Source organism: Methanothermobacter sp. EMTCatA1 (genome assembly GCF_002356395.1).
Lineage (GTDB): Archaea > Methanobacteriota > Methanobacteria > Methanobacteriales > Methanothermobacteraceae > Methanothermobacter > Methanothermobacter thermautotrophicus.
This window is the reverse complement of the sequence record NZ_AP018336.1, coordinates 706,812-732,996: the sequence shown is the minus strand read 5'-3', so window position 1 is coordinate 732,996 and position 26,185 is coordinate 706,812. Positions and strand designations below refer to the sequence as shown.

At 50.2% G+C, this 26,185-nt stretch carries 29 protein-coding genes and 2 tRNA genes; 14 read left to right on the top strand and 17 right to left on the bottom strand.

The features are described 5' to 3' along the window. Positions 1-85 precede the first annotated feature (85 nt). Positions 86-1,201 (top strand): 5-amino-6-(D-ribitylamino)uracil--L-tyrosine 4-hydroxyphenyl transferase CofH, encoded by a 1,116-nt coding sequence (gene cofH / locus tca_RS03870; protein ID WP_286709163.1) that lies wholly within the window; start codon positions 86-88, stop codon positions 1,199-1,201. Between the two features lie 109 nt (positions 1,202-1,310). On the opposite strand, the gene tca_RS03865 is transcribed toward cofH, so the two are convergent. The 4 genes from tca_RS03865 to tca_RS03850 form a co-directional block, all read right to left on the bottom strand. Continuing rightward, positions 1,311-1,664 carry a cyclophilin-like fold protein gene (locus tca_RS03865; protein ID WP_048061251.1) on the bottom strand — a complete coding sequence of 118 codons (354 nt, stop codon included), beginning with the start codon at positions 1,662-1,664 and terminating at the stop codon, positions 1,311-1,313. A 15-nt stretch (positions 1,665-1,679) separates the two neighbouring features. Further along, positions 1,680-2,345 (bottom strand): deoxyribose-phosphate aldolase, encoded by a 666-nt coding sequence (gene deoC, locus tca_RS03860; protein WP_048060904.1) that lies wholly within the window; start codon positions 2,343-2,345, stop codon positions 1,680-1,682. Between the two features lie 9 nt (positions 2,346-2,354). Next, complete coding sequence (locus tca_RS03855) at positions 2,355-3,962, bottom strand: tRNA uridine(34) 5-carboxymethylaminomethyl modification radical SAM/GNAT enzyme Elp3 (RefSeq protein WP_286709162.1); 1,608 nt, start codon at positions 3,960-3,962, stop codon at positions 2,355-2,357. Between the two features lie 86 nt (positions 3,963-4,048). Next, complete coding sequence (locus tca_RS03850) at positions 4,049-5,074, bottom strand: CBS domain-containing protein (RefSeq protein WP_010876451.1); 1,026 nt, start codon at positions 5,072-5,074, stop codon at positions 4,049-4,051. Between the two features lie 73 nt (positions 5,075-5,147). Here tca_RS03850 and tca_RS03845 point away from each other — a divergent pair, with 73 nt between their 5' ends. From tca_RS03845 to tca_RS03835, 3 genes are all read left to right on the top strand, one after another. Continuing rightward, positions 5,148-5,417: a PRC-barrel domain-containing protein gene (locus tag tca_RS03845; protein WP_048060903.1), complete on the top strand. Its 270-nt coding sequence runs from the start codon at positions 5,148-5,150 to the stop codon at positions 5,415-5,417. A 12-nt stretch (positions 5,418-5,429) separates the two neighbouring features. Then, on the top strand, positions 5,430-5,729 hold the full coding sequence (locus tca_RS03840; RefSeq protein WP_048060902.1) for a DUF2098 domain-containing protein: 300 nt from the start codon (positions 5,430-5,432) through the stop codon (positions 5,727-5,729). Between the two features lie 107 nt (positions 5,730-5,836). Next, positions 5,837-6,316: a DUF308 domain-containing protein gene (locus tca_RS03835; RefSeq protein ID WP_143485761.1), complete on the top strand. Its 480-nt coding sequence runs from the start codon at positions 5,837-5,839 to the stop codon at positions 6,314-6,316. 57 nt (positions 6,317-6,373) lie between these two features. On the opposite strand, the gene tca_RS03830 is transcribed toward tca_RS03835, so the two are convergent. The 7 genes from tca_RS03830 to sppA all read right to left on the bottom strand — a co-directional run bounded on the left by tca_RS03830 (position 6,374) and on the right by sppA (position 12,422). Further along, positions 6,374-6,898 (bottom strand): DUF2115 domain-containing protein, encoded by a 525-nt coding sequence (locus tca_RS03830; RefSeq protein ID WP_048175508.1) that lies wholly within the window; start codon positions 6,896-6,898, stop codon positions 6,374-6,376. 100 nt (positions 6,899-6,998) lie between these two features. Beyond that, on the bottom strand, positions 6,999-7,466 hold the full coding sequence (locus tca_RS03825) for a DUF2115 domain-containing protein (RefSeq protein WP_010876446.1): 468 nt from the start codon (positions 7,464-7,466) through the stop codon (positions 6,999-7,001). Then, the gene (hel308, locus tag tca_RS03820) at positions 7,453-9,525 is read right to left on the bottom strand and encodes an ATP-dependent DNA helicase Hel308 (protein ID WP_286709161.1); all 2,073 of its coding nucleotides are present in this window, start codon (positions 9,523-9,525) and stop codon (positions 7,453-7,455) included. Before hel308 ends, tca_RS03825 begins: the two co-directional genes overlap by 14 nt. 11 nt (positions 9,526-9,536) lie before the next feature. Then, on the bottom strand, positions 9,537-10,010 hold the full coding sequence (gene moaC / locus tca_RS03815; protein ID WP_202943324.1) for a cyclic pyranopterin monophosphate synthase MoaC: 474 nt from the start codon (positions 10,008-10,010) through the stop codon (positions 9,537-9,539). Positions 10,011-10,096: 86 nt separating this feature from the next. After that, positions 10,097-11,191 carry a cobalt-precorrin-5B (C(1))-methyltransferase CbiD gene (gene cbiD, locus tca_RS03810; protein ID WP_010876443.1) on the bottom strand — a complete coding sequence of 365 codons (1,095 nt, stop codon included), beginning with the start codon at positions 11,189-11,191 and terminating at the stop codon, positions 10,097-10,099. Between the two features lie 34 nt (positions 11,192-11,225). Continuing rightward, positions 11,226-11,483: an MJ0307 family thioredoxin gene (locus tag tca_RS03805; RefSeq protein ID WP_010876442.1), complete on the bottom strand. Its 258-nt coding sequence runs from the start codon at positions 11,481-11,483 to the stop codon at positions 11,226-11,228. Between the two features lie 75 nt (positions 11,484-11,558). Then, positions 11,559-12,422 (bottom strand): signal peptide peptidase SppA, encoded by an 864-nt coding sequence (gene sppA, locus tca_RS03800; protein WP_010876441.1) that lies wholly within the window; start codon positions 12,420-12,422, stop codon positions 11,559-11,561. Between the two features lie 248 nt (positions 12,423-12,670). Here sppA and tca_RS03795 point away from each other — a divergent pair, with 248 nt between their 5' ends. The 9 genes from tca_RS03795 (at position 12,671) to tca_RS03755 (ending at position 19,423) form a co-directional block, all read left to right on the top strand. Continuing rightward, entirely contained in the window at positions 12,671-13,531 is an 861-nt protein-coding gene (locus tca_RS03795) for a shikimate kinase (protein WP_269899738.1), read from the top strand. Positions 13,532-13,571: 40 nt separating this feature from the next. Further along, positions 13,572-13,868: a chorismate mutase gene (locus tag tca_RS03790; RefSeq protein ID WP_010876439.1), complete on the top strand. Its 297-nt coding sequence runs from the start codon at positions 13,572-13,574 to the stop codon at positions 13,866-13,868. A 1-nt stretch (position 13,869) separates the two neighbouring features. Continuing rightward, the gene (locus tag tca_RS03785) at positions 13,870-14,058 is read left to right on the top strand and encodes a 30S ribosomal protein S17e (protein ID WP_010876438.1); all 189 of its coding nucleotides are present in this window, start codon (positions 13,870-13,872) and stop codon (positions 14,056-14,058) included. A gap of 49 nt (positions 14,059-14,107) precedes the next feature. Then, entirely contained in the window at positions 14,108-15,328 is a 1,221-nt protein-coding gene (locus tca_RS03780; RefSeq protein ID WP_010876437.1) for an aspartate kinase, read from the top strand. Then, complete coding sequence (gene dapA, locus tca_RS03775; protein ID WP_048175504.1) at positions 15,325-16,215, top strand: 4-hydroxy-tetrahydrodipicolinate synthase; 891 nt, start codon at positions 15,325-15,327, stop codon at positions 16,213-16,215. The genes tca_RS03780 and dapA overlap by 4 nt, the downstream gene beginning before the upstream one ends. Before the next feature lie 12 nt (positions 16,216-16,227). Beyond that, positions 16,228-17,049: a 4-hydroxy-tetrahydrodipicolinate reductase gene (gene dapB / locus tca_RS03770; RefSeq protein ID WP_010876435.1), complete on the top strand. Its 822-nt coding sequence runs from the start codon at positions 16,228-16,230 to the stop codon at positions 17,047-17,049. A gap of 12 nt (positions 17,050-17,061) precedes the next feature. Beyond that, positions 17,062-18,105: an aspartate-semialdehyde dehydrogenase gene (gene asd, locus tca_RS03765; RefSeq protein ID WP_010876434.1), complete on the top strand. Its 1,044-nt coding sequence runs from the start codon at positions 17,062-17,064 to the stop codon at positions 18,103-18,105. Positions 18,106-18,195: 90 nt separating this feature from the next. After that, on the top strand, positions 18,196-18,672 hold the full coding sequence (locus tca_RS03760; RefSeq protein ID WP_286709160.1) for a phosphatase PAP2 family protein: 477 nt from the start codon (positions 18,196-18,198) through the stop codon (positions 18,670-18,672). A 214-nt stretch (positions 18,673-18,886) separates the two neighbouring features. Further along, on the top strand, positions 18,887-19,423 hold the full coding sequence (locus tca_RS03755; RefSeq protein ID WP_010876432.1) for a hypothetical protein: 537 nt from the start codon (positions 18,887-18,889) through the stop codon (positions 19,421-19,423). Positions 19,424-19,426: 3 nt separating this feature from the next. Here tca_RS03755 and tca_RS03750 read toward each other — a convergent pair whose 3' ends face one another. Together tca_RS03750 and tca_RS03745 are read right to left on the bottom strand one after the other, a co-directional pair. Then, a complete protein-coding gene (locus tag tca_RS03750; protein WP_010876431.1) occupies positions 19,427-20,041 on the bottom strand; it encodes a cyclase family protein in 615 nt (204 codons plus the stop codon). 62 nt (positions 20,042-20,103) lie between these two features. Further along, positions 20,104-21,312 (bottom strand): transglutaminase domain-containing protein, encoded by a 1,209-nt coding sequence (locus tca_RS03745; protein WP_238374278.1) that lies wholly within the window; start codon positions 21,310-21,312, stop codon positions 20,104-20,106. A gap of 130 nt (positions 21,313-21,442) precedes the next feature. Between tca_RS03745 and thsA the strand changes: the two genes are divergently transcribed. Next, positions 21,443-23,059 carry a thermosome subunit alpha gene (gene thsA, locus tca_RS03740; RefSeq protein WP_010876429.1) on the top strand — a complete coding sequence of 539 codons (1,617 nt, stop codon included), beginning with the start codon at positions 21,443-21,445 and terminating at the stop codon, positions 23,057-23,059. A 322-nt stretch (positions 23,060-23,381) separates the two neighbouring features. Here thsA and tca_RS03735 read toward each other — a convergent pair whose 3' ends face one another. From tca_RS03735 to tca_RS03720, 4 genes are all read right to left on the bottom strand, one after another. After that, a complete protein-coding gene (locus tag tca_RS03735) occupies positions 23,382-24,533 on the bottom strand; it encodes a thiolase domain-containing protein (protein ID WP_010876428.1) in 1,152 nt (383 codons plus the stop codon). Positions 24,534-24,545: 12 nt separating this feature from the next. Next, entirely contained in the window at positions 24,546-25,586 is a 1,041-nt protein-coding gene (locus tca_RS03730; protein ID WP_048060900.1) for a hydroxymethylglutaryl-CoA synthase, read from the bottom strand. Between the two features lie 322 nt (positions 25,587-25,908). After that, positions 25,909-25,982, bottom strand: a tRNA-Gly gene (locus tca_RS03725). A 2-nt stretch (positions 25,983-25,984) separates the two neighbouring features. After that, positions 25,985-26,058, bottom strand: a tRNA-Gly gene (locus tca_RS03720). Positions 26,059-26,185 lie beyond the last annotated feature (127 nt).

Here is a 26,185-nt window from a genome sequence, read left to right as displayed (position 1 = left end):
ACCACATGGACCATATGGGGTTGAATGGGTGTGGATCTCACCAAAACCAAAAATTTTAAACTTGCATAACCAGATACTAAATCGCATGTTTGGCACCATGAACATCAAAACCCGCACAAAAAAAATACTTCAGAAGGCGATGGATGAGCCAATCACAAAGGAAGAAGCCCTTTATTTGATGGGAGTAACCGGCAGGGATCTCCAGGCCCTTATGATAGCTGCAGATATGGTTAGGGAGGCTGAAGCCGGTGACAGGATAACCTACATCGAGAACTGGAATATAAACTTCACCAACATATGCTCGGGGCAGTGCGGGTTCTGTGCATTCAAAAGGGATGCTGCGGATGGTGACTCCTACTACCTTGAAACAGAAAGGATCCTTGAAATCGCAGCAGAGGCCATTGAGAAGGGGGCCAGGGAGCTGTGCATACAGGGAGGTCTCTACCCAGGCCTCGACACCTACTTCTACGAGGACCTCATAAGGGCCATAAAATCCGAGTTTCCGGATGTCCACCTCCACTCCTTTTCCCCAATGGAGGTCTATTATGGGGCTCAGAATGCTGAATTAACGGTTGAAGAGGCTCTGAAAATACTTAAGAGGGCTGGCCTTGGTTCAATGCCAGGAACAGCTGCAGAGATACTGGATGATGATGTCAGGGCAGTCATATGCCCCACCAAGCTGAGTACCGCTGAATGGGTTGAGGTCATAGAGACAGCCCACCGTGTGGGGATACCCACCACCTGCACAATGATGTACGGTCACATAGACGGGCCTGAACACCGTGTTGAGCACATGGATATACTGAGGAGGATCCAGGAGAAGACCGGGGGCTTTACAGAGTTCGTACCCCTCCCCTTCATGCACCCACACGCACCCATCTACCGTGAGGGGCTGGCAATGCCCGGAGCAACGGGTGCAGACGACCTCAAGGTCTATGCAATATCCAGGCTCATGTTCAGGGGTCTCATTGAGAACATACAGGCCTCATGGGTTAAACTGGGATTCAAATTTGCCCAGGTGGCCCTCCTTTCAGGTGCCAATGACATAGGGGGCACGCTTGGTGAGGAGAACATTTCAAGGTCCGCCGGGGCATCACATGGTGTGAGGACAGAGCCTGAAGAAATAATAAGGGTTGTGAGGGACATAGGAAGGATCCCTGCAAGAAGGGACACCCTTTACCGTGAGATAGAGGATGTCTAGCACATCCGTAATGTAATTCTCCAGAATAAACCCTTCCTTTTCTATTGTAATAGATCTACTTCCCTTCCTATTGGGATGAATTCAGGGAGGCTCACCCCCTTTCAGCAGGTTACTCTTCCCTTTCTATTATTATCCTGTCACCCTCATCCACACTGAAGAAGAGCTCAAGGTTTTTGGTTATCCTGCCTATGTGGTTCACAGGTGAATAGGGCTGTGTTGATCCAAAGAAGATGCACAGGGCATAACCGGGCGGCCAGTAGGAGATGTCACCAGGGGAGGCACTATCAGAGGGGTTCTCATAGTCAAGGTCGAGGGGTATGTCAAAGTAGACCTCTTCCATCCAGAGGAGGGCCCTCCCCTCAATAGGAAGGCTATCATAGATTCTCCTTGCAGATTCGGGGTTTCTATCATCAAGTTCACCGGTGGCATGGCCCTTACCCTCAACGGTTATCCTTATCCTCATGGTCCTCACCAGCCACTACCTCCATCCCTCGATTATCTGTACACCGGTTGATGTCCCGATCCTGTCTGCCCCAGCATCTATCATCGCAAGGGCTGTTTCAAGATCCCTTATTCCCCCAGATGCCTTGACTCCCATCTCATCACCCACCGTTTTCCGCATGAGCATCACATCCTCAACTGTGGCGCCGGCTAGTCCACCATAGGCTGTTGATGTTTTAACAAATGCCGCACCGGCCTCTTTACTTATAAGGCAGGCTTCAACCTTCTCCTTGTCTGTGAGATAGGCTGTTTCAAGTATAACCTTGACGGGGACGCCGGCGGCATCAACAACGCCGCTGATATCCCTGTATACGAGCTCCCTATTGCCTGACTTCATGGCCCCGATATTCATGACCATGTCCACCTCACCGGCCCCGTTCTCAACGGCCTCAGAGGCTTCAAGGGCCTTAACGCGGGGTGTACTGACGCCTGCCGGGAAACCAACAACTGAGCAGACCGTCACATCGGTCCCCTCAAGGAGTTCAGCCGCCAGCCTGACATTGGTGGGTGTGACCACCGCGCACCTGAAGCCGTAGCTGACCGCCTCCCTGCATAGCCTCTCAATATCATTTTCTGTTGCATCAGCCCTCACATTGGTGTGGTCTATAAGTGATGCAAGTTCCTCCCTTGTTTCCACATTCATTTTAACCACCTAAAGTTTCTTTGCCATGTAGGGGCCCTCCCTCCGGTATCCAAATTTGCTGTAGTATTCACGGGCACCTATCCCACTTGTTACAAGTATCTTCTCCATTCCATTATCAGCCGCCAGGGACTCTGCCCTTGCAAGTAGCTCCTCACCGTAGCCCCTGTGCTGACCAACTGCATCCCCCCTTTCTCCTATGGGGAGCATTGAACCGTATACATGCAGTTCCCTTACAAGGGCTGTTTTATCATCGACCTCGGGGCGGTGGGCCTCCTCTGATGGGAACCTCAGCCTCAGGAAACCCACAAGGACGTCATTTTCAGGGTCCTCCTGGGAGAGGAAGAACTCCCGCCCCCCGGTGGCTGCGTACTCCTCCACCATGAGGGTAACAGCATCCTCGTCGACCCTCACACCCCTCCTTGACATGTGTCCAACCTCACGGCACCTTATACACCTGCACCTCACCCCCTCCTCCTCCAGGCGCCTGTAGACCATTTCACCGAGATTGGACTTCCTGACACCGTCCACTATGAGCTGTGAGGGAATATCCCTCTGTATCCTCATGGTCCTCACCCACTTCGGCATCATCTTCTTTATCTCCACGATAAGTTCAACCGCCTCCTCAGTGGAGTAGGGCTTATAGAGGCCCCTCTCCCATAGGCTGTAGAGTTCGCTGCCACGGGTCACAAGGCAGGGATATATCTTGATCATATCCGGTCTGAAGGAGGGGTCCCTGAATATCCTCCTGAATATGCGCAGGTCCCTTTCAAAGTCTGAGAACAGGCCAGGCATCAGGTGCATGGCAACCTTCACCCCGGAGTCCCTGAGGATCCTGTTGGATTCCACCACATCCCTTATGCTGTGGCCTCTCTTGATCCGCTGGTAGATGTAGTTGTATATGGTCTGAACTCCCAGCTCGACCCTGGTAACTCCCAGGCCCAGCATCCTGTCCACGTCCTCCTCCCTGCAGTAGTCTGGTCTTGTCTCGAAGGTCATGCCAACGCATCTCACCGGCGAGGACTCGTTTAGTCTCTGGGCGTCCTCAACCTTCACGTATCCATGGTGTTCTGGCACATCCACCCTGATGCCCCTGAGTTCCGCCCCGAAGTCCACCATGGCCTTGAGGCACATGGAGATGAACCACTCCTGGTAGCAGAGGCTGTGGGAGGGGAAGGTCCCCCCCATAACTATGAGTTCAACCTTATCCACGGGGTGACCTATGCTGTGGAGCTGCTCCAGGCGGTTGTAAACCTGCCTGTAGGGGTGGAAATCGTACATCCTAGCCCTCAGGGCTGCAGGTTCCTCTCCAGTGTAACTGGGAGGTGCCTTTTCACTCTCCGGACAGTACAGGCACCTCCCATGGGGGCATTCCCGGGGCTGGCACATTACAGCGACGACAGCAACCCCTGAGATAGTCCTTGTGGGTTTTTTTCTCAAGAGGCCCTCTATAACCTTTTTCTCCTTAGGAGTCGCATGTTCAAGGATTTCAGAGTTGCTCATGAATCTCTCAAGTCCCATTTCACGGCAGACCCTGTGCTTGAACCTCTCAAGGTCCTTCCTTGTCCTTATTTCACCTGAAATTATTCCATTGATTATGAGGCGTGACGCGTCCTTCATGATCCTGATCCCCTGTTTATCGGTGTTCATCCATTCTGTACATCATATCCATTCGGTTTTTCATCGCTCGAGTTTTTTGATCCTGGTTATTCTGTTTTTTTGTTCATCAGGTTGAGTGTTCTGACTATATCTGTTCTTGAAATTATACCTGTGAGTTTACCGTCCCTCATCACAGGGAGCCTTCCAAGCTGCAGCCGGTTCATCTTCTCAAGGGCTCCTGTAACCTCCTCATCATCTCGCACTGTGACAACGTCCCCTGTCATGACATCCTCCACCCTGAGGTCCCTGCTGGCATCAGATATATCATGGAAGGTAACAATACCCCTCAGTTCACCGGCCTCGGTCACAGGATAACCCATGTGCTTTTCACGGAACATCACATCGAGGGCCTCCTTAACCGTCATATGAGGGTGAAGAGTCACAGGGTTCTCTGTCATAACATCTGCCACCCTGACACCCTCCAGGAGTGATGAGATGAGGGTTGCCTGGTACTCCTGCTCTGCTCCGATGTAGATGAAGAAGCCGATGAGTATCAGGAAGAAGTTGTAGAAGAGACCGGTTACGGCCATCAGGACCGCTATGATTTTTCCGAGGTTCGAAGCTATCCGGGTGGCCCTGATGTAATTCAGTCTCGCAGCCAGGATGGCCCTCAGTATACGGCCACCATCCATCGGGAAGGCAGGTATGAGGTTGAAGATTGCAAGAAGCAGGTTCACAGCAAGGAAGTCACCTGCGAAACTTGCAGCAGCTCCTTTCAGACCAAACAGGAGCGGGACCGCTGTGATGAGGGCCATGAGTATATTTGTGAGGGGCCCGGCGATTGATATCATGAACTCCTGGCGTGGGATGCGGGGTATCTCCTCCATCCTTGAAACCCCACCGATGGGGAGCAGAAGTATGCTCTTTATCTTCACACCGAACCTCAGGGCAACGTAGGAGTGGGCCAGTTCATGTATCACCACGGTTACAAATACAAGGGTTATTAGAACTGCAAGGTTCACTGAGAGGAATCCAAGGTAGGCGAGGATGTATATGAACAGCATCAGCAGTAGAAATGAGAAATCGAGTTCAATGGGTATCCCTGAGACACTGAATATTTTAACTGAAGTCATGTTCTATTATATGGGGTGCTATGAATAAATCATTTTTTATAGCATGACTGACATAACATTTCATGGTGTTCAAATGAAGGTGACGGAGTTCCTCGGTCTTAAGGTGCTGGATAAAAATGCAATGGAGATAGGTAAGGTCTCTGACCTGGAGGTGGATCCTGAGGAGGGCCTCATAAAGTCCCTCATAATATCCAAGGGTGAACTGTCCCTCAAGCAGAGGACCTTCATCGTTGATATGGAGAGTGTCAGCCGGGTCGGCGATTACGTCGTCCTTGCAATAGCTGCAGATGAGGCAGAGGAGGCCCCCGAAGAGGAGGAGTCCATGGAGATATCCCCTGAATGAGGGGTGAATGGCATGGAGGTAAAGGACATAAACGGAAATGTTCTGACGGTGGGAATGGCTGTACGTTACACTGGAACAGGGACCACCGGTGAGATCTCAGCCATCAAGGTTGAGGATGGCGAGGGATGGGTCCGCCTTGAGGACTCAGACCTCTGGTACAATACAGGATACCTGGAGGTTGTGGATAAATCCGAACTCCGGAGGGCGGTCAGGAAGGGGGGTCGCGGTGACACCATTGACCGCATCAGGAAGATGAAGGAAGACTTTGAGGATGTGGATATGGGTTCAGAGGTATGTGATGGTGGTGGTTGATCTGCATCACCTTTTCTTTTCTTGCTGAACCATCTACTGATTTTTCTGTCTGGATTTGACCTCTTATTAAATTCATATTAGTATATACAATGAAGGGGGGTGAAAGTGTGTCTGATACAAAGATTCCAGGCCTCATATCTCTGATCCTGGGGATCCTTGTGATTCTTTTTCCTGTGTTCTCAGTATTTACCCTGAGTGTCCTCACTGGTGTGGCAGTGCTCTTTGTTGCTATCTGGCTCTTCCTGCTTGGTTCTGGAACATGGAAGGTTAACAGGGGAGCAGGGGTGCTCTACATTCTGCTGGGGGTGCTTGGTGTAATCGTTGCAGCGACCATTGCAGGTAATGTGGCTCTCTTCAGTTTCCTAGCGGCGTTCTGGATATACATAACGGGTATAATCCTTATAATTGCAGGTATAACAGCTCTTTTCTCAAGGGAACACAGGGCTGGAAGGGCTGCAGCCATATCTGTTGTGGTTCTGGGATTCATCTATATAATCCTGGGGATATTCGTAAGCAACCCGGTATTCCTGGCCTTCCTGATAGGCCTATCACTGGTAATTGATGGAATCGGTCTCCTGATGTATTAGGAAATAAGAAGAGAGAATAACCTGCTTTCAGGCTTCTGGTACGGGTCTCCTGACATATCAGGAGATATCAGGGTCCTGGATGCTGACACAGAAACGGCAGAGGGCACCGGGAGTGTTTATCTGTCTGTCCTTGACAGGACAGTAGAAGACATTTCCCTCCCTTCTAACCGTGAAACCACCGGGAAAGCGGGTCCCCACTGGATGAACGGGTTCCTTCCTTACGAATGTGACGTAGATTGTTATTATACGGGCGATCTTCTGAAAGCACCTTTCATTTTCTGTTTTTGCCTGGCTTAACTGCTGGTCAAGGAAGTCTATGAATTCCTTTAACCCTGCGGTGTCAACATGACCCTGGTAGATGTTTTTATCATTCTTTATATCCCGTATCCTGTTAAAGAAGGCCCTGGTGAACCTTTCGATGAACTCCTTCTGCTCCCTGGGCGGCAGGTACCTGGCGTCCTCCCTCAGGTAGACCGATGCACTCATTATATCCTTTATATGGACAGAGGAGGCCTCCTTTTTAAGCATTTCAAGGAGCTGCATCTCTGTCATCTTTTCTGGAATATCACTGCTTCTTATCATCTGCTCACGACCTGCACTCCGGACGATTTCGGGGTATTTCTGATGTGCTGGAGGTATCCCTATTTATCACAGTAGACAAGGGCTGAATCCTCCTGGAAGATCAGGGAAGGGGGCTCTGTCTGGCGATACAGATATCACATAGGGCTTCCGGGTTATCACTCTGTTTATCCTTAACTGGACAGTAGTGGACACCATCCTTTTTTTCAACCTCAAAACCTCCGGGAAATGGTGTTCCGGGAGGGTGCAGCGGTTCCCCCTTAACATAGGTTCTGTATAAAACAGTTAAACCAACAATGGTGGGAGCGTTGATTTCATCCAGCCTTTTAAGGGCATCCCTGAGGCTGTAACGTGCATCATCCATTTCAGGCGTCCCTGAGAACCCTGCCTTAAGGTCAAGCACGGAGTCGACGACCATGGACATATATGCATCCACATATATTGCCCTGTATCTCTCCTGAACAAATCTGCAACTCCTTTCTAGGAAGACACGCACCTCCATCAGATCATACACACCTAGAGTGGCTGCCATGTTCCTCAGAGCCATTATGAGGGCATCAGAACCTTTCACAGTACCTTCTAATAGCCCCTGCCATTTTTGGTCCGATTCCATCAATACGTTTAAGTTCATCTTCCCGCACATGTCGCAGATCCTCACCAAAGGTTTTGATGATCCTACGGGCCCGGACTCTTCCAAGCCCTCTCACACCAACCACAAGGGGTATGGCATCCTCTTTCACACCATAATAGAGCCTTGCAGAAAGGATTTCGAGTTGACTGGAGTGCCTGTATACTCCCATTATCTCGCAGATCTTACCAAAAAATTTAACGATTTTTGAGGCTTCGTAGGCCGAGCGCCTCGTTGAAGCAGCGTAAACATGAAACGCATTCTCTATTTCATATTCTGTTCTCTCATTGATCCACTCAATCAGAGCAGCTGCCGTCGCCTCTTCGTTCCCGACGTCCATTAGGAAGAGCCCATGTTCCATCAGCTTATCACGGACAGGGTCCCGGCTCTTCCTCCCCTTGAATGATATCAGGGGCATATCAGGTGTCCTTGTTATCTCATAGATGAGGCGGTATATGTCCATCTCATCCATCTCTGATGCAAACTGGTGGAGCTTGATGGCCGTCTCCACACTGTAATTGGATTTTGCTATGAGGAGACCGAACTCTGTTGCGGAGAATCCTTCAGGGCCAGGATAGAGGATCCTGTTCCTCATAAGGTACTCTGTGGCGTTCTCGACCTCATACTGAATACTGTCCATCCCGAATGAATCACTGAAGGGACCCTCAACCATCTGGTACCCATAGAATGTGTTTCTGAAGAAATCTGCCAGCTCCTCCGTGGTTCCTGAGAGACCGGAGGCGACCTGTGCAATTATCTGTCTGTACAGGGCGTCCCTGTTCTCTATGATACGTGAGGTCGTCCTCTCGACTTCACCCCTGATGTAGTACTCCTCCAGATCCATGGCCTCATCATGGCTCCTGGCTATGAGGTAGGAGTAGCCGGCATCATCATACTGGGGCCGCCCGGCCCTACCAGACATCTGCTCATAATCAAATACAGGGATCCTCCTGGGGCCCTGACTCGTCCACCTGGTGTAGTCCCTTATCACAACTGTCCTTGATGGGAGGTTGACTCCGTACATGAGACTGGGAGTGGCGGTTATCATCAGTATATTCCCGTCCCTGAACTCGTCCTCTATTATCTCCCGCTGCCTGTTGAAGAGTCCTGCATGGTGGAATGCGATCCCTGCCTCCAGGCATTCTGCAAGTTTCAGGCAGGTGGAGGTTGGAGGGGATCCCCTGGACTTTGGAACCTCAAGAACCTTCCCGGCCACCTCCCTGAAGCTCTCCACCATGTCATCAGGTATCTTCCCTGATATCTTATCTGCAAGGTGGGATGCGAGGGACTCTGTGAACCTCCTGGTGGATACGAAGGCGAGGGTCTGGCTCCCATCCTCAAGGGACCTCTCAAGAACCTTGAGGACAACATCGTTCTTTTCCCTGACCCCGAACATCTCAGTGTCAAGGACCTCCCGATGAAGGGGAACAGGCCGGTAGTCGTGCTCCACAACCCTTGCGTCGAGCCATCCGGCTATTTCATCCATATTTGAGAGGGTTGCAGAGAGTGCAACTATACGTACTGATGGATTCAGGGTCCTTGCCCTTGTAATTGCAGACTCGATTACCGGGCCCCTCGTGTACTCCCCTATCATGTGGAATTCATCAACGATGAGGAGGTCAACCTCCCGGAGGATATTCCATGAGAACCTGGTGAGGCTGTCGAAGGATTCAAAGACCATGACCGCGATGTCAGAGGTCCGCGGGTCCTTACCGACCCTTATACCGTGTTCTTCAAGTTTGCGGAATTCCTTTATCTTTTCGTTCTGGATTGATAGAAGGGGCACTGTGTAGATCACGCGCCCACCTTCCATGACCGTTTTCAGGGCTGCAATGATACCAAGGAGGGTCTTTCCGCTGGCTGTGGGTATGGCTATTATGTAGTTGTCCTCTGATTCAAGGTAACCCGCTTCAATGGCACTCCTCTGGGCAGGGTTCAGCTCCCTTATATGGGGGTAGCAGTCCCCGAGGATCTGTCTCATTTCAGGTGGGAGGGACTTCATATGAACACGCCTCAGAGTTCCAGCTTTTCCTTTTTAATGACTCTTATGTTGCTGATGGCCGTTTCAGGGTACTGGCCATCATCGTCCTTCTCAACACTTTTAACCATGTCCCATATTGTGAGCAGGGCAACGGATACACCGGTTACGGCCTCCATCTCAACACCAGTCTTCCCATCGCATCTCACAGTAACCCTGGCGGTGATCCGGTCATCATCCAGGTCAAATTCAACATCAACACCTGTGAGGGGGAGGGGATGGCAGAGGGGTATTATCTCCCAGGTCCTCTTAACGGCCACTATGGCTGCTATCTGGGCCGTTGCAAGCACGTTCCCCTTTTCAATCTTCTTTTCACGGATTAAGTTTATGGTGTCTTCACGCAGGAGTATATGGCCCTCGGCTGTCGCGGTTCTCCTAACAACTGGCTTTGAGCCCACATCAACCATGCGGACCCCCTTTTCATCTGTATGGGTGAATTCTTTCATTATCATCACTCATGAATTTCTTTGATGGATTCTAAAATACATGGGTGAATTCTTTCATTATCATCACTCATGAATTTCTTTGATGGATTCTAAAATACTTCAGTAAATCTGTGGTTCCTTTTAGTCTTGAAGTTTGAGTTGAGGATCCGGCCATCCAGGCTGAAAATCAGGACATCGGTATCAAAGGAGAACCTCTCATTGAACCTCTCCCTTATGGCATCTGCTATGCTGTTGAAGACCCTACCTGTCAACCCTTCACCCTCGAGTTCAGATATCATCTCCTCCACGGTCCCATCGTTGAATATTCTGGTCACCGTATCTCTGGAGGCACCCATGAGGGCTGCATGGGCAGCCATTATCTCGCGGCGGGCATCTGCATCTGAACTCCGGGTCTGGAATATCCCGGCAGACAGCTTGATCAGTTTACCTGCATGGCCCATGAGTATTATCCGCTCAACCCCCCTGCCATCGGCCTCCTCCAGCATGTAGCCTGGGAAGTTGGCCATCTGGATTATCCTCTCATCCTCGATGGATTCAAAGTACTCCCGGGCGAATCTCTCCCCTATGTTACCCGGTACAAATACGAGTTCCCTGAAACCCCTGGCAGTGGCGATATCGATCTGACAGGCAAGGGATTCCCGGTATGCCTCGGTGGACATGGGCCTGGCTATGCCTGTTGTCCCAAGGATGGAGATACCTCCGATGATCCCGAGACGGGGGTTCATGGTCCTGGAGGCTATCCTCTCCCCCCCGGGCACAGACACTGTGACCACAGCGCCCTCATCATCCCTGAGGTGTTCCCTGAGGTTCTCCTCTATCATCCTCCTGGGGACAGGGTTTATGGCTGCTTCTCCGGGGGGGACCTGGAGACCGGGCTTTGTGACGATTCCAACACCCTCACCACCCCTTATCATGATTTCAGGTGTCCCTGTGATCTGAACAGTGGAAATGATCTCAAGATTCACGGTGACATCAGGGTCAGGGTAGGGTCTCTTGATGACACAGGCCCTGGCGGTGTCACCTGAGATGCGCTCAACATATTCAACGTCAACCTCCAGGATCCCGGATGGGGTCCTGACCCTGACCTTACTGGCTTCACAGCCCTTCAGACACAGGAGTGAGGCGAGGGCTGCTGCGGTGGCAGCTGTTCCAGTTGTAATCCCGAATACCCTCTCATCATTCATCAGAAAAATCCTTAAAAATTAATTGAAAAAGAAGTTATTCCATCTCATCATTTATGGCTTCAAAGAGTTCTTCCCTGCTTGGGGCCCCAACGAACCTGACAACACCGTTGATTGCTATGGCAGGGACAGCCATCAGCCCATACTCTATGGCCTTTTCCCGGTCAACCATTATGTCGATCTTTTCGACATCAATTTTGTCTCCGAATTCCTTTTTGGCCTCATCAACGACCTCGATTGCCATTGGACAGTAAGGGCAGGTTGGGGATGTGAAAACCTCTATATTAACAACCATTTCTTAACCTCCGTGAGAGTAATATAATTATCTTCTTCCCCTTTTTAGATAAATACTTATCCTTTTCCACCTTCATCAATGGAGCTGCAGCTCTTCCGTTGTGTTCCCTGAGGCAAATCCCAGCCTTGAGAACATGCTGGAGAGGACCCTTAGGAAGCCAGAAGGAGGCTCGAGGGTTATCGTGTTATAGTTCTTCACACCTGCGAGCTTCGCAGCCACCTCAACTGCATAGTCCTTCCCTCCAGTGAAATCCACCAGCCGGTTGCGTACAGCCTGTCTGCCTGTGAATATCCGGCCCTCTGCCAGGCTCTTCACGTAGGAGACGCTAAGGTTTCTGTTGGCAGCCACGGTCTTTATGAAGTAGTCGTACTCCTCATTGACCATTGACTGCAGCATCTGTCTCTCCTCATCGGTTATCATGCGGTAATCGGCACCCATGTCCTTGTACTCACCGGCCTTTATGGCGTACTTGTTTATCCCCATCTGCCTGTACATCTGGGAGAGATCCGTAAGGTCGAGTATGACACCTATGCTTCCAACCCATGCTGAGGGACTCGCAACTATCCTGTCAGAGGCTGATGCTGCAAGGTATGCCCCCGAGGTCCCTGAATCACTTATCCAGCTCACCACTGGTTTTTCTGATTTATTTATGGCATCCATGAGTTCCTCACTTGCAACAGGTGTCCCTCCCGGGCTGTTTATGTCGAGGACAATGGCCTTAACTGAGGGATCGCTGTTGGCTTCAGCGATGAGCTCCTTTATGTCATCAGGGTCCACTCCATCAGAGAACCCTGCCGTGTCATAGGCTATGGCTCCGTGGACAGGTATTATTGCTATCGTACCCTCGCCGCCCTCCAGCAGACCGGCTAATGAAAGCACCAAACCTGCGATTGAGAGGACCGCGACGAGACCGACTACTATCTTGCTGTTTCTATCCATGGTATCAGACCTTTTTACCTCCAGTCATGTTTTCAGGAGTTTTTGTTATATCAGACATCCATGTACCATCCTAAATTTTTAACCATTTTTATTAATAGAATGTCCACCACTATATAAATATTGCACTTAGATACTATTTAATTGATGAATACACTTTGCAGTGTTTGAGAGCTTGAGGTGCTCTCTGGAGTGCTTTGCAGCTTAATAATCTATTCAGTGAACGATCATAGAATCCTGGAGTGATGGTTGTGAAGAAAACTGTAAGGTCCCCTGGATCCGCAACCGTGATTAATGCGATTGCGACTGGCAGGGGCTCAGCATTCGGCATAGGACTGAGGGTGGAGGCAGAGGCAGAGCTGATTGACTCCGGGGTGGAGTGCATCTCCCGTGAGGGTGCTGACACATCCCTCATGGAGCTCTGCACCCGGCTGGTGATTGAGCATTATGGGGTGGATGCAGGTGTGAGGGTGGTAACATCATCAGACCTTCCTGTTGCCAGCGGACTCTCAAGCAGCAGTGCGGCATCCAACGCCACCGTGATGGCAGTTTCATCCCTCTTATCAGACGAATTTGGCCTCCAACCCATGGAGGATTCTGAGATGCTCAACATGGCAGTTGACGCCTCCCTGCAGGCGGGTGTGAGTGTCACCGGGGCCTATGATGATGCGAGTGCATCATTCTACGGCGGCTTAACCGTGACAGATAACATGGAGAGGCGCATAATCCTCAGGGAGCCGATGGAAAATCAAAAGGTATTAATATATATGCCGGACAGAAAATCACTGACTGCACAATCAGATGTCCCGCGGATGAAACTGCTGGCCCCCTGGGTTGATATGGCCTTCCGGGAGGTCCTTGATGGAAGGGTCCACAGTGCCCTGACACTCAACGGGATACTCTATTGTGCATCCCTGGGATTCGATCCGGGAATAGCCCTTGACGCCCTTGAGGCGGGTGCCCTTGCAGCGGGTCTCTCAGGAACCGGGCCATCCTTTGTGGCCCTAACACATGAGGACTCTGAAGCTGATATCATCGATGCCTGGGAGAACCTTGAGGGAGATGTGCTTGTAACATCAGTGGACAACGAGGGTACACGTGTCCTTGAATAACTCCAGTGACCCTTGAATGGAAGAAAGGGGAATGTAATTTATGGATGAGTACAGAGCACGGGAGGTCCTCAGAAGATCCAGGCAGAAGATAGATGGAATAGACAGGGACATACTTGACCTCATAACCTCAAGGATAGCCCTTGCACGGGAGATAGCAGAGGCCAAGGAGGTCCTTGGAATGGAGATCCTGGATCCTGAAAGGGAACTCCAGATTATAGAGAGGACCCGGAAAATCGCCAGGGAAAATGGTATCGATGAGAATAAACTTACAGAACTGATGAAGATTCTGATGGATCTCAGTAAAACTGAACAGAAAGAAATGTTAAGGAGGCAATGAAATGGGAAACATAAGGACATCCTTTGTAAAAAGAATAGCTAAAGAGATGATAGAAACTCATCCAGGGAAATTTACAGACGACTTTGACACTAACAAGAAACTTGTGGAGGAGTTCTCAACAGTAAGCACCAAACACCTAAGAAACAAGATAGCAGGTTACATTACAAGGATCATCAGCCAGCAGAAATAAGACAGAATTTTTTTCATTTTTTCCAACATTTAAAAGGTTGTGAAGGTTAATGGAGTTAATAGTTGCTAAATTTGGCGGTACATCAATAGGAAATGGTAGGCGAATTAAGAAGGCGGCCCGTTCAGTTGTGAAGGAGTACATGAAGGGCAGGAAGGTCGTTGTCGTTGTATCTGCCATAAATAAGACAACCGATGAACTCCTCCAGATAGTGGACGAGGCAATGGAAGACGCTGTCACAGAGAAGCAGCTGGCTGAAATAGTATCCATGGGTGAAATGACCAGTGTCAGGATATTCTCATCCGCGATAGAGGCACTCGGAGTTAAATCAGAATATATAGACCCATTCATGGATGAATGGCCAATAATAACCGACAGCAACCTTTTAAATGCTAAGGTGGATTTTGAGGCAACTGAGGAGAAATCAAGGGAACTGCTTAAACTCCTTGATCAGGGAATAATACCTGTGGTTTGCGGCTTCCTTGGAAGGGACCCCAACGGCTACATAACCACCCTGGGGAGGGGTGGAAGTGACATAACAGCATTCCTCCTTGGTCACTGCCTGAAGGCAGATGAGGTTATAATCGTAACAGACGTTGGAGGTGTCATGTCCACGGACCCCAACAAACTTCAGGGTGCCAAGAAACTTGATAAAATATCCGTTGAGGAGATGAGGGACCTTGCAACCCATGGGGCCCAGGTACTCCACCCCCACGCCCTAAAATACAAGGACCCTGATATAAAGGCAAAGATAATAGGATTTGAGCACGGGGACCTATCTGCACCAGGAACCGAGATAATCGGACCATCAAAGAATAAGATGGTTAAGACAACAACCCTCAACCCGGATCCAATATCCGTGGTTGCTGTTGTGGGTGAAAAGATACTGAACAAGCCAGGTATACTGGCCCGGTTAACATCAAGGCTTGCAGAGAACTCCATAAATATCATAGGAATTTCAACCGGCCAGAACTCGGTCACAATCTTCGTGGATAAGAAGGACGCCGATGAGGCCCACAGGCTCCTCCACGATGTGGTCATTGCAGACGATGACCTCAGTTCACTCTCCCTTGGGAGGGACATCGCAATGATAACAATATCCAGCCCGGATTTCATAGATACACCCGGCATAATATCTGAAATCACCAAGCCCCTGAGGGATAATGACCTTAACATAGTTGAAATTTCATCCTCACAGACATCTGTGGTTATTTTTGTTGACTGGAATGATGGTAAAAAGGCATATGAACTTGTAAGGGGTGTTCTTGAATGAAGATTGAAGGCACAGTTGTGGCCATGGTTACTCCATTCACAGAGGACGATGTGGTGGATGAGGCCGGGCTGCGGGAGAACATAAACTACCTTATAGAGAACGGGGTTGATGGCCTGCTGGTTGCCGGAACAACCGGTGAATCAGCGACAATAACCCACGAAGAGCAGAGGAGAATGATCGATATACTGGTGGATGAGGTCAACGGTCGCGTCAGGACAGTTGCAGGGGCAGGTAGCAATTCATCCAGGGAGGCCATGGGACTTGTGGAGTACGCAGAGGACGCCGGTGCAGACGCGGCCCTCGTCATAACCCCCTACTACAACAAGCCCCAGCCCCATGGACTCATTGAACACTACACCATGCTGGAGGAAGCCGCTGACATACCACTCATAATATACAATGTCCCCTCAAGGACAGGCACAGATATAGACGTTGACACGGTCGCCGAACTAGCAAAGCTCGACGGGATAATTGGGATAAAGGAGGCCAGCCCCGACCTGGACAAGGTATCCATGCTCAGGTCAAGGCTCATGGACCTGGGCCTTGATGACTTCACAGTCCTCTCAGGTAACGATAACCTGACTCTCCCCATGATCTCCATGGGTGCCGAGGGTGTGATATCGGTGGTTGCAAATGTCGACCCGGCTCGTATGAGCCGACTTGTTAACGAGGCCCTCTCAGGGGACTTCGAGTCTGCAATGAAAACACACTATGAACTCTACAGTCTCATGAAGGTCCTTTTCATTGAGAGCAACCCCGTACCTGTCAAGGAGGCCCTTAACATGATGGGCAGGCCCGCGGGTCATGTGAGGATGCCCCTGGCACCCCTGCAGGATGCAAACCGTGAGAGGCTCATGATGGTCCTGGAGGAACTGGCACTGATCTAGGGGGTGTGATGCTTGATAAGGGTTGCAGTTACAGGCGCATGCGGGCGCATGGGATCAGGGATAATAAGGAGGGTCCTTGAAGAGGAGGACATGGAACTGGTGGCAGCAATTGAGGCTCCCGGCACACCCCTCAGGGGCAGGGACATAGGAGAGTTCACAGGAAGAGGCAGTGTTGGAGTTGAGGTAACTGATGCATCAAATCTTGCAGATACCCTTGCAGAGACAGAACCCGACGTCCTTGTTGACTTCACAGTCGCATCTGCAGCAGTCGAAACAATAAAGACTTCAACCGAGGCCGGTGTTAACCTTGTGGTTGGCACAACAGGTTTTTCAGAGGAGGAGATGCAGACAGTAAGGGACTGCATAGAAAGGTCAGGTGTGAGGGCCGTAATCGCACCGAACATGGCAGTGGGGGTCAACGTGTTCTTCAAGGTCCTCAGGGATCTTGCACCGATCCTCTCTGACTATGACGTTGAGATCATTGAGGCACACCACAGACACAAGAAGGACGCACCATCAGGTACAGCTGTACGTGCACTGGAGGTCATCTCAGAGGCCACAGGCAGAAGGGCCAGTGAGGTCGCAGTCCATGGCCGATCCGGACTCACAGGCGAGAGGAGCAGGGATGAGATAGGTGTCCATGCAGTTAGGGGTGGTGACATCGTCGGGGACCACATTGTCCTATTTGCAGGTGACGGTGAGCGCCTTGAGATAGTTCACAGGGCTCACAGCAGGGATGCCTTCATAGGTGGAGTCATAAGGGCTATAAGATTCATTGAGGATGCAGAACCCGGAAGGATAATGGATATGGGGGATGTTCTGGGAATAAACTGATAAGGTGATATTATGGTTAATGTGGGTGTTCTGGGAGCAACAGGAATGGTTGGACAGCGGTTCATTCAGATGCTTGATAAACATCCTGAATTTGAGCTTACAACCCTGGCGGCTTCTTCACGATCCGCCGGGAAACCCTACGGGGAGGTGGCAAACTGGTACCTTGACTGTGAGATGCCAGAATCTGTGAGGGACATGGAGGTCGTTGAAACGGATCCCTCAGCTGTTGGGGACGTTGATATACTCTTCTCAGCCCTCCCTGCAGACGTGGCGAGGAAGGTTGAACCAAAATTTGCAGAGAAATACATAGTGGCATCAAATGCCAGTGCAATGAGGATGGAACCGGATGTCCCCCTCGTGATACCTGAGGTCAACCCTGAGTTCCTTGACCTCATAGAGGTGCAGCAGAGGAGGAGGGGGTGGGACGGGTTCATTGTCACCAACCCCAACTGCTCAACAATAGCCCTGACCCTCACACTCAAGCCCATCTACGACGCCTACACAATAAAAAGGGTCTATGTATCAACCATGCAGGCGGTTTCCGGTGCCGGTTACAATGGAGTCCCCTCAATGGCCATACTTGATAACCTGGTGCCCTTCATCGGCGGTGAGGAGGAAAAGATTGAAACAGAGACCCTCCACCTGCTGGGAGAACTCGATGAAGGCGTTGTGAAACCAGCCAGCTTTGGCGTGAGTGCATCATGTCACCGCGTACCCGTCGTTGACGGTCATACCGAGGCGGTCTTCATTGAACTGGATGATGAATTTGATATTGATGATGTCAGGGAGGCAATGGATAAATTCAGGGGACTCCCACAGAAGCTGGGTCTCCACTCCGCCCCTGAAAAACCTGTGGTGGTGAGGGATGAGGAAAACAGACCCCAGCCAAGGATGGACAGGGACATGGACGGTGGAATGGCTGTTACCGTCGGAAGGCTCAGAGAGGACGCTGCATTCAAAAACAGTTTAAGGTACGTCCTTGTGGGTCATAACACCGTGAGGGGTGCGGCGGGGGCATCGATTCTGAATGCAGAACTCATAAATGAGATACTCTAGGATACCATGCACCCCACCCTTCTGGGCCCTGATCTATCTGTCCTATATTTTTTTAATTCGGTCCTGGCATCACCATTTCTTGACTTTTTAATGCCACTTTTAACCTTCGGCGGGACCCAGGCCTTCTGGGTGATACTCTGCCTCCTCCTCTACCTCCTTGGTGGTGAGGATGAGAGGGAGGCTGCATTCATGGCCCTCACGGCACTTGTCCTGGGATTCTTCCTGAGCGAAGCCCTTAAGATGGTTATCGCAAGACCACGACCCTATGAGGTGATTGGGTGGGTGAGGCACGCCACAGTTGCCGGGGGCTATTCTATGCCATCGGGCCATGCTGTGGCCGCATTTGCCGGCTTCATCTCCCTCTACTTCAGGTTAGGGAGACCATGGTTTTTCATCATCCTCGCATCACTTGTGGGGATCTCAAGGATCTACCTTGGTCTCCATTACCCAAGTGACGTCCTCGCAGGGGCCGTTCTCGGAGTTTTATGTGCATTCACCGCCCTGAAGATAGATGAGAGGGTTAAATGTTTTGGTCTCTGCCGTTTTGACAGGCTGCAGCAAAATTAGGCGCATTTTAAAAACCAGACAAACTTCTTCTGTTTCAGTGTTCTGTTCTGATGGAATCGTCATCCTTTTCAGGGCCCCTCGGGTGTCATGGGAATCAGATGCTTATCGGCAGGGACTCATCTATGCTTTGGGAGGTTTTCCTTGTTAATGCAGCTGCAGTGATCCGCGGGCTTCATTTGGGAAGGTTTTTAAGTTTTAATGTGATATCTATTAAATGGAAAGGGATACCATGAGGTTCATGAGGGATTCAGAAAAGGAACAGCTCAAGCTTCTTGTAAAGGCGTGCATGCTGGAGATAAGCAAGCTCAAGATGGATCTCCGGAAATGCCGTGAGAATTCAGATAACTGTGAGAGGGTTAAGGAACTTGAGGATGCACTTAAAATCAGGGATAGGCGTATAGATGAACTTGAAAGAATCATGGCTGAAAAGGACAGGGTGATACAGGAACTCAAGGGCATCATAGCAGATAAGGAATCCCGGATAACTGACCTCAAAAGGTACAGGGAATACTTCCAGGCCCTTACACAGAAACCTGAAAAGGATTTAACATCCTTCCAGTCACAGATCTACCGTCTGCTGCCCGATGAGAGGGCCACCACAGAGGAGATGCTTGACTTCATAAATGAGATAGGGTTTAAGGACCTGAAACTTGAGAACATGGTCCAGATACTCAGGAACCTTGAGAGGAAGGGCTACTTCAGGTCGGTGAGTGAGGGCAGGAGAACCCTCTGGGAGAAGGTTAAGAGGTGAGTTTTACCGCTGGAATGAGCTTCTATCTTTACTTGACCCACTTCCAGAGCCTGTAACTGCAAATACCCTTGCAGGGGATGCTTCAGCCCTCACAGAGAGCGGAACAACGAATAATCTGAATTTAGGCGGTAGCAGGTCAGTGTTTGTTATGTTCTCCACAATCCATATCCCATTTTTGAGGAGGAGTTTGTGGATATCAGTTTCTCCGGGCCTGTCCACACTGGGGCCATCGACGCAGACCCCCAGAACTTCATGTTCCACCAGTTCCTCTGCAAGACGTCTCTTTATACCCGGGTAGTCCCTGAAGTACCCCTCTGAGCCCCACCTTGAGCTCCAGCCAGTTCTGATGACGGCTATATCACCCCCATTTAAAATCTCTCCCCCGGATACAAGGAAACCCTCACCTGTGAGTTCCTCCAGTCCTATTCCATCAACGGTGAGGGCACTGCAGTGTGCATGGAGGGGGGCGTCTATATGGGTCCCTGTGTGCATACCCAGGGACAGTGAGGATGTAATGTAATCAGCATCTGAACTTTCAATTCTCAGTTTAACGGGTGGATCACCAGGGAAAACAGGCATGGAGTCCTCTATTTTATGGGTCAGGTCGATTATTTTCATAATGTGATTGTTTCATCTGTGAAAATATTAACTGTTTTCTAACTGCAGGGACGAAGGATCCTTTAAAGCCTGTATTCACGGAGTACCTCGCTGACCCTTGAGACAGTTGTGTTCCAGTTACTTACATGTCCCAGTCTGTTGAGGGAGTGGGTTGTGTCTGCAGTAACCCATCCACGACCCCTTATCCATACCTGGGCCCATACATGGGAGTACCAGTTCCCGCTTATGAATCTGCAGTAACCACGGACGTAGCGTGCAGGTATACCACTGGTCCTTGCAAGGGCTACCATGAGGTGTGCCTGGTCAACGCAGTTGCCCTTCCTTAACCGGAGTGTACCCGAGGCACCGTAACGTGTCCTGTAGTAGAAGGAGTAGTCAACGTTGTCACGTACCCAGGTGAAGAGGTTCTGTGCAGTGGAGTAGCTGGTGTTTCCTGAGAGTTCACGGGCAAGGTATACCACATTGGGATCCGTGATGCTGCAGTAGGCTGTTGAACTCAGATACGTTCTGAGGGATGGAGGGACATACCAGGGGCTGTTCTTAAGGCCCTCATAGTATCTGAGTTGCCCCTTAAGATAGGTGTATCTGTTCTCAAGTGTCCTGAGTCTGTTCTGAAGCATGATCCTGGTCCTGGTGTTTCCTGTGGTTCTTATTCTGATCCTGATCCTCTTGATGAGGGAAGACGTCTTCCTGATTTCAGAGTTTATGCTCCTTATCCTGGAGTCAACGGTCTGGGAGTTGATCCTGTATGCATTGAGGGGTACCGGAGTCCTTATATACACGTATGTGGGCATCCTCCCCTTCTGGTACCTGTAACGCCCAATCTTTGAGAGGAGGTAGACTGTATTGTAGAAATCGATTTTACCTCCACTGTAGGACACCGTTGACGGGCATCTACTGTATTTATCTGTAAAGTCCCTGAACCTTACTGTTATCTCAGTGTACTGTGTTCTGCTCAGTTTCAGGGATATGCGGCGAATATCGAGGGCGGGTGAATTTACAGTTCTGTATTCAACGGTCCTTGAGCCTCTCAGTACTCTGCTAAGGGCATATGTGTAGGATGCACAATCAAGACTTCTGTTTCCAGCACTTATGTTTTCAGGGAGCCTCTGATACTTTTCCATGAAATTGGCTACCCTGACACTTGCCTGCAGGACTTCAGAGCTGTTCAGGGTTTCTGAATCATTCTCAAGGGCATGGGAACTTTCCATGGCCACGATCAAAATCAGGGTCATGGTAAGGTATACTGAGGCTTTCTGGAGCTGCCTCATTTTTATCACAGATTACTTTAAGTTCCATCTTCGTTAAATATTCTTCTGGAGAAGCAGCGAAAACTATTTATAGAACCTCTAACCCATTGATAACTGCATACTGATTTATAATTAAAACTGAGGTGATTGAATGGCACAGGGACAGCAGCCAATTCTTGTACTGCCCGAAGGTACAAGCAGGTATCTTGGAAGAGACGCACAGAGGATGAACATCCTTGCGGGTAAAATACTCGCAGAGACCGTGAGAACAACCCTTGGACCTAAGGGTATGGACAAGATGCTTGTTGACTCCCTTGGAGACATTGTTGTAACCAACGACGGTGTCACAATACTCAAGGAAATGGACATAGAGCACCCAGCAGCAAAAATGCTCGTCGAGGTTGCAAAGACCCAGGAAGACGAGGTAGGGGACGGTACAACCACAGCAGTCATAATAGCAGGGGAACTACTCAAAAAGGCTGAAAATCTCCTTGAAATGGAGATCCACCCAACAATAATAGCAATGGGTTACAGGCAGGCCGCTGAAAAGGCCCAGGAAATACTCGACGACATTGCAATCGACGCCAGCGACAGGGACACCCTCATGAAGGTTGCAATGACCGCAATGACAGGAAAAGGAACAGAAAAGGCAAGGGAACCACTGGCAGAGCTCATAGTGGATGCGGTCAAGCAGGTTGAAGAGGATGGCGAAGTCGAGAAGGACCACATAAAGATAGAGAAGAAGGAAGGCGCAGCAGTGGATGACTCAACACTCGTGCAGGGTGTTATAATCGACAAGGAAAGGGTCCACCCAGGAATGCCAAAGAAGGTTGAAAACGCCAAAATAGCACTTCTCAACTGCCCGATCGAAGTTAAAGAGACAGAGGTTGACGCAGAGATCAGGATAACAGACCCATCACAGATGCAGGCCTTCATCGAACAGGAAGAGCAGATGATCCGCGACATGGTCAACTCAATAGTTGATACAGGCGCAAACGTCCTCTTCTGTCAGAAGGGCATCGATGACCTCGCACAGCACTACCTGGCCAAGGCAGGAGTCCTTGCAGTGAGAAGGGTCAAGAAGTCAGACATGGAGAAACTCTCCAAGGCCACAGGAGCAAACATAGTCACAAACATCGAGGACCTCAGCCCAGAGGACCTGGGTGAAGCAGGAGTCGTATCAGAGAAGAAGATCTCAGGCGAAGAAATGATCTTCGTTGAAGAGTGCAAGGAACCAAAGGCAGTGACAATACTCGTCAGGGGATCAACCGAACACGTTGTAAGCGAAGTTGAAAGGGCAATCGAAGACGCAATAGGCGTAGTCGCTGCAACAGTTGAGGATGGTAAGGTCGTTGCAGGAGGCGGAGCACCTGAAATAGAAATCGCAAAGAGGCTCAAGGACTATGCTGACTCAATAAGCGGCAGGGAGCAGCTGGCAGTATCAGCCTTCGCAGAGGCCCTTGAAATCGTGCCAAAGACCCTTGCAGAGAACGCAGGTCTTGACAGCATCGACGTCCTAGTTGACCTCAGGGCAGCCCATGAGGAATCAACATACATGGGAATCGACGTCTTCGATGGTAAAATCGTCGACATGAAGGAAGCAGGAGTAATTGAACCCCACAGGGTCAAGAAACAGGCCATCCAGTCTGCAGCTGAAGCAGCTGAGATGATACTGCGCATAGACGACGTCATAGCCGCATCATCATCCGGTTCCAGCGAGGAAGGAATGGAGGAAATGGGCGGCATGGGCGGAATGCCTCCAATGTAAGGCATCCCCCAACTTTTTCTATTGGAATCACCCCAATTCACTTCCACATAACTCTTTTTCTCATTATGGAGAGATTTAACCGGCATAGATCCTTTCTTTTAAGAAAGCGTTCTGTAGATCTGGGATCATTTATTCTGTCCGGCAGAGACGGGACTCATCCTGCAATAAAATGTAAGTTAAGAACTGTACTCTTTCTAACTCTGGTTTCTTAGGTGACTTCCTCAGTTCAAAAAAAAGTTTGGTTCCCCTCGCATGGAATAAGAAAAGATCAACAAACAGATCTGAGCCATTCTTAAATTAATAAAAAAGGTTGAAGGATTATTCACCTTGAAAATATGTGGACCGCCGCTGTTCCACCGGTTCCACCGATGTTGTGGGTCATGCCGATTTCAGCACCTTCCACCTGTCTCTTACCGGCTTCACCACGCAGCTGCCATACCACCTCAGCTGCCTGGGCTATACCGGTGGCTCCAAGGGGATGGCCACGTGCCTTGAGCCCACCTGATGGGTTAACCGGTATGTCACCATCAATCCTTGTCATACCATCCTCAAAGGCCCTTCCACCTTCACCCTTCTCGACGAATCCAAGGTCCTCAACAGCCAGTATACCGTTTATACTGAAACAGTCATGGACCTCAACAAGGTCTATGTCCCCTGGAGTCAGCTTGGCCATCTTGAAGGCATTTCTGGCTGCATTGACGGTTGCATCAATCCTTGTTATGTCCCTCCTGTCATGAAGTGCAATGGTACCTGAGGCCTGTGCAGACGCCTTCACATAGACAGGTGTGTCTGTGTACTCCCTCGCCATGTCTGCAGGGCATAGTATAACCGCTGCGGCCCCATCAGATATCGGTGAACAGTCGAGGAGCCTGAGGGGATCCGCTACCATGGTGGAGTTCATGACCTGTTCAACCGTGACCTTCATCGGAAACTGGGCCCGGGGGTTGTTTGAGGCGTTCTCATGGTTTATCACTGAGACCATGGCGAGCTGCTCCCTGGTTGTACCGTACTCATACATGTGCCTCCTGGCCATCATGGCATACAGTGATGGGAATGTGACACCCTGCTGGGCCTCCCACTCCTGGTCGGATGCTGTTGCAATTGCCGGTGTTGGGTCAACAACGTCGGTCATCTTCTCAACACCTGCAGCTATCACGATGTCATGGTATCCTGATGCCACCGCCATTATGCCGCTCCTGAGGGCGAGCCCCCCTGATGCACAGGCGGCCTCAACCCTTGTGGAGGGTATGGGTGTCAGGCCAGCATGGTCCGCGATGAGCGAGGATATATGCTCCTGTTTTATGAAGAGACCGGCTGACATGTTACCAACGTACATCGCATCAAGGTCTGCGCCCTCCACTCCTGCGTCCTCTATGGCCCCAAGTCCGGCCTCGGTTATCATGTCCCTGAAGGAGACATCCCAGAGTTCTCCAAATTTTGTCTGTGAAACTCCAATAACTGCTACATCCCTCATATTATCACCCTCTTAAGCCATCCTGAGTTTGCCCTTGAATTTGGCGTATAAGGCATAGTCGACGTACCTCTTATTTTTGATGATCTCGGCCACGGATGGTGCAAGGTCACGCCTCTCCTCTATGAGATCATTCACCTCTATTATGAAGGCGTCGCTCCCGGCACCTGAACCATAGGACACTGCCAGTATCCTTGCGCCTGGTTCTGCAACGTCAAGGGTTGCTGCAAGGCCTACTGGTGTTGCACCTGAGTAGGTGTTCCCTATCACAGGCGTCAAAAGTCCCGGTTTAACCTGTTCGCTTTCAAATCCCAGTTTGCGAGCGGCCTTCAGGTAGAACTTCCCGTTTGGCTGGTGGAAGACCGCGTAGTCGAAGTCATCTGCGCTGAGACCGGTCTTCTCCATCATACCCCTCGCGGCTCCCAGGACATGCTTGAAGTAGGCGGGTTCACCGGTGAATCTTCCCCCGTGCCGGGGGTAGGGCATTCCCTCCCTCCTGTAGAAGTCGGGGGTGTCTGTTGTGAAGCTGTAGGTTTCCTTTATATCTGCAAGGCAGTTCTTTCCACCTATAACATAGGCTGCCCCTCCTGCTGATGCAGTGTACTCAAGGGCGTCACCGGGGGCTCCCTGGGCTGTGTCAGCACCGACTGCAAGGCCGTACTTGATTATGCCTGAGTCAACAAGTCCCATGCAGGCCTGTATACCTGCGGTACCTGCCTTACATGCGAACTCAAGGTCAGCTGCTGTCATCTCGGGTGTTGCCTCAACAGCCTCTGCAACGATTGTTGCTGTTGGCTTAACAGCGTAGGGGTGGGATTCTGATCCCACATAGACAGCTCCTATCTCTGAGGGATCTATCTGGCTCCTTCTGAGGGCATTACGGGCAGCTTCAACTGAGATTGTTGCTGTGTCCTCATCAGGACCAGGGACCGATTTTTCCTCCACAACCAGCCCCCTTGATATGGCCTGGGGGTCGTCTCCCCAGACCCTCGCGATTTCTTCAACCTTTATTCTGTATGATGGAATGTAAACTCCATATCCGACTATTCCAGCCATGAGTATCACACCATAATATTAGTCTGGATCCTGTTATTATTCTAAAATTAAAGTATTTATTCCTTGCTCTACTATCATGGCTTCTGATATATATAGATGATATATGGCACCCGCGTTAGAGACTCTCAAAAAGCATGTAAGTCTGATAAATGGGACCTGTAATCTTTAACTGGATGCCATCCCCGAATCTGAAATTAGATGGGCATTGAATCAATAGAAAAAGGATCAGTGTACGTGGAAATCTAGAACAGGACTTATAGAAGCAGTTTGAATAGAAGCAGTGCATGAGAATCTAGAACAAGATTGACAGAAGCAGTTTATATGCGGTTGCCGGGATTTGAACCCGGGTCGCGGGCTTGGAAGGCCCGAGTCCTAACCAGACTAGACTACAACCGCTATGCGGCGTCCGGGATTTGAACCCGGGTCGCTGGCGTGGCAGGCCAGTGTCTTAACCAGGCTGGACTAACGCCGCAATTCGTAGGCATAAAAGAGATTTGAGGTCATCTTATATAAAGTTTTCTATTTTTCTTTTGATCCTGCCATGATCCGGGGCATCTTCTTTTATCCTCAGGGGGTTCATATATTAAACGGAGGTCCTG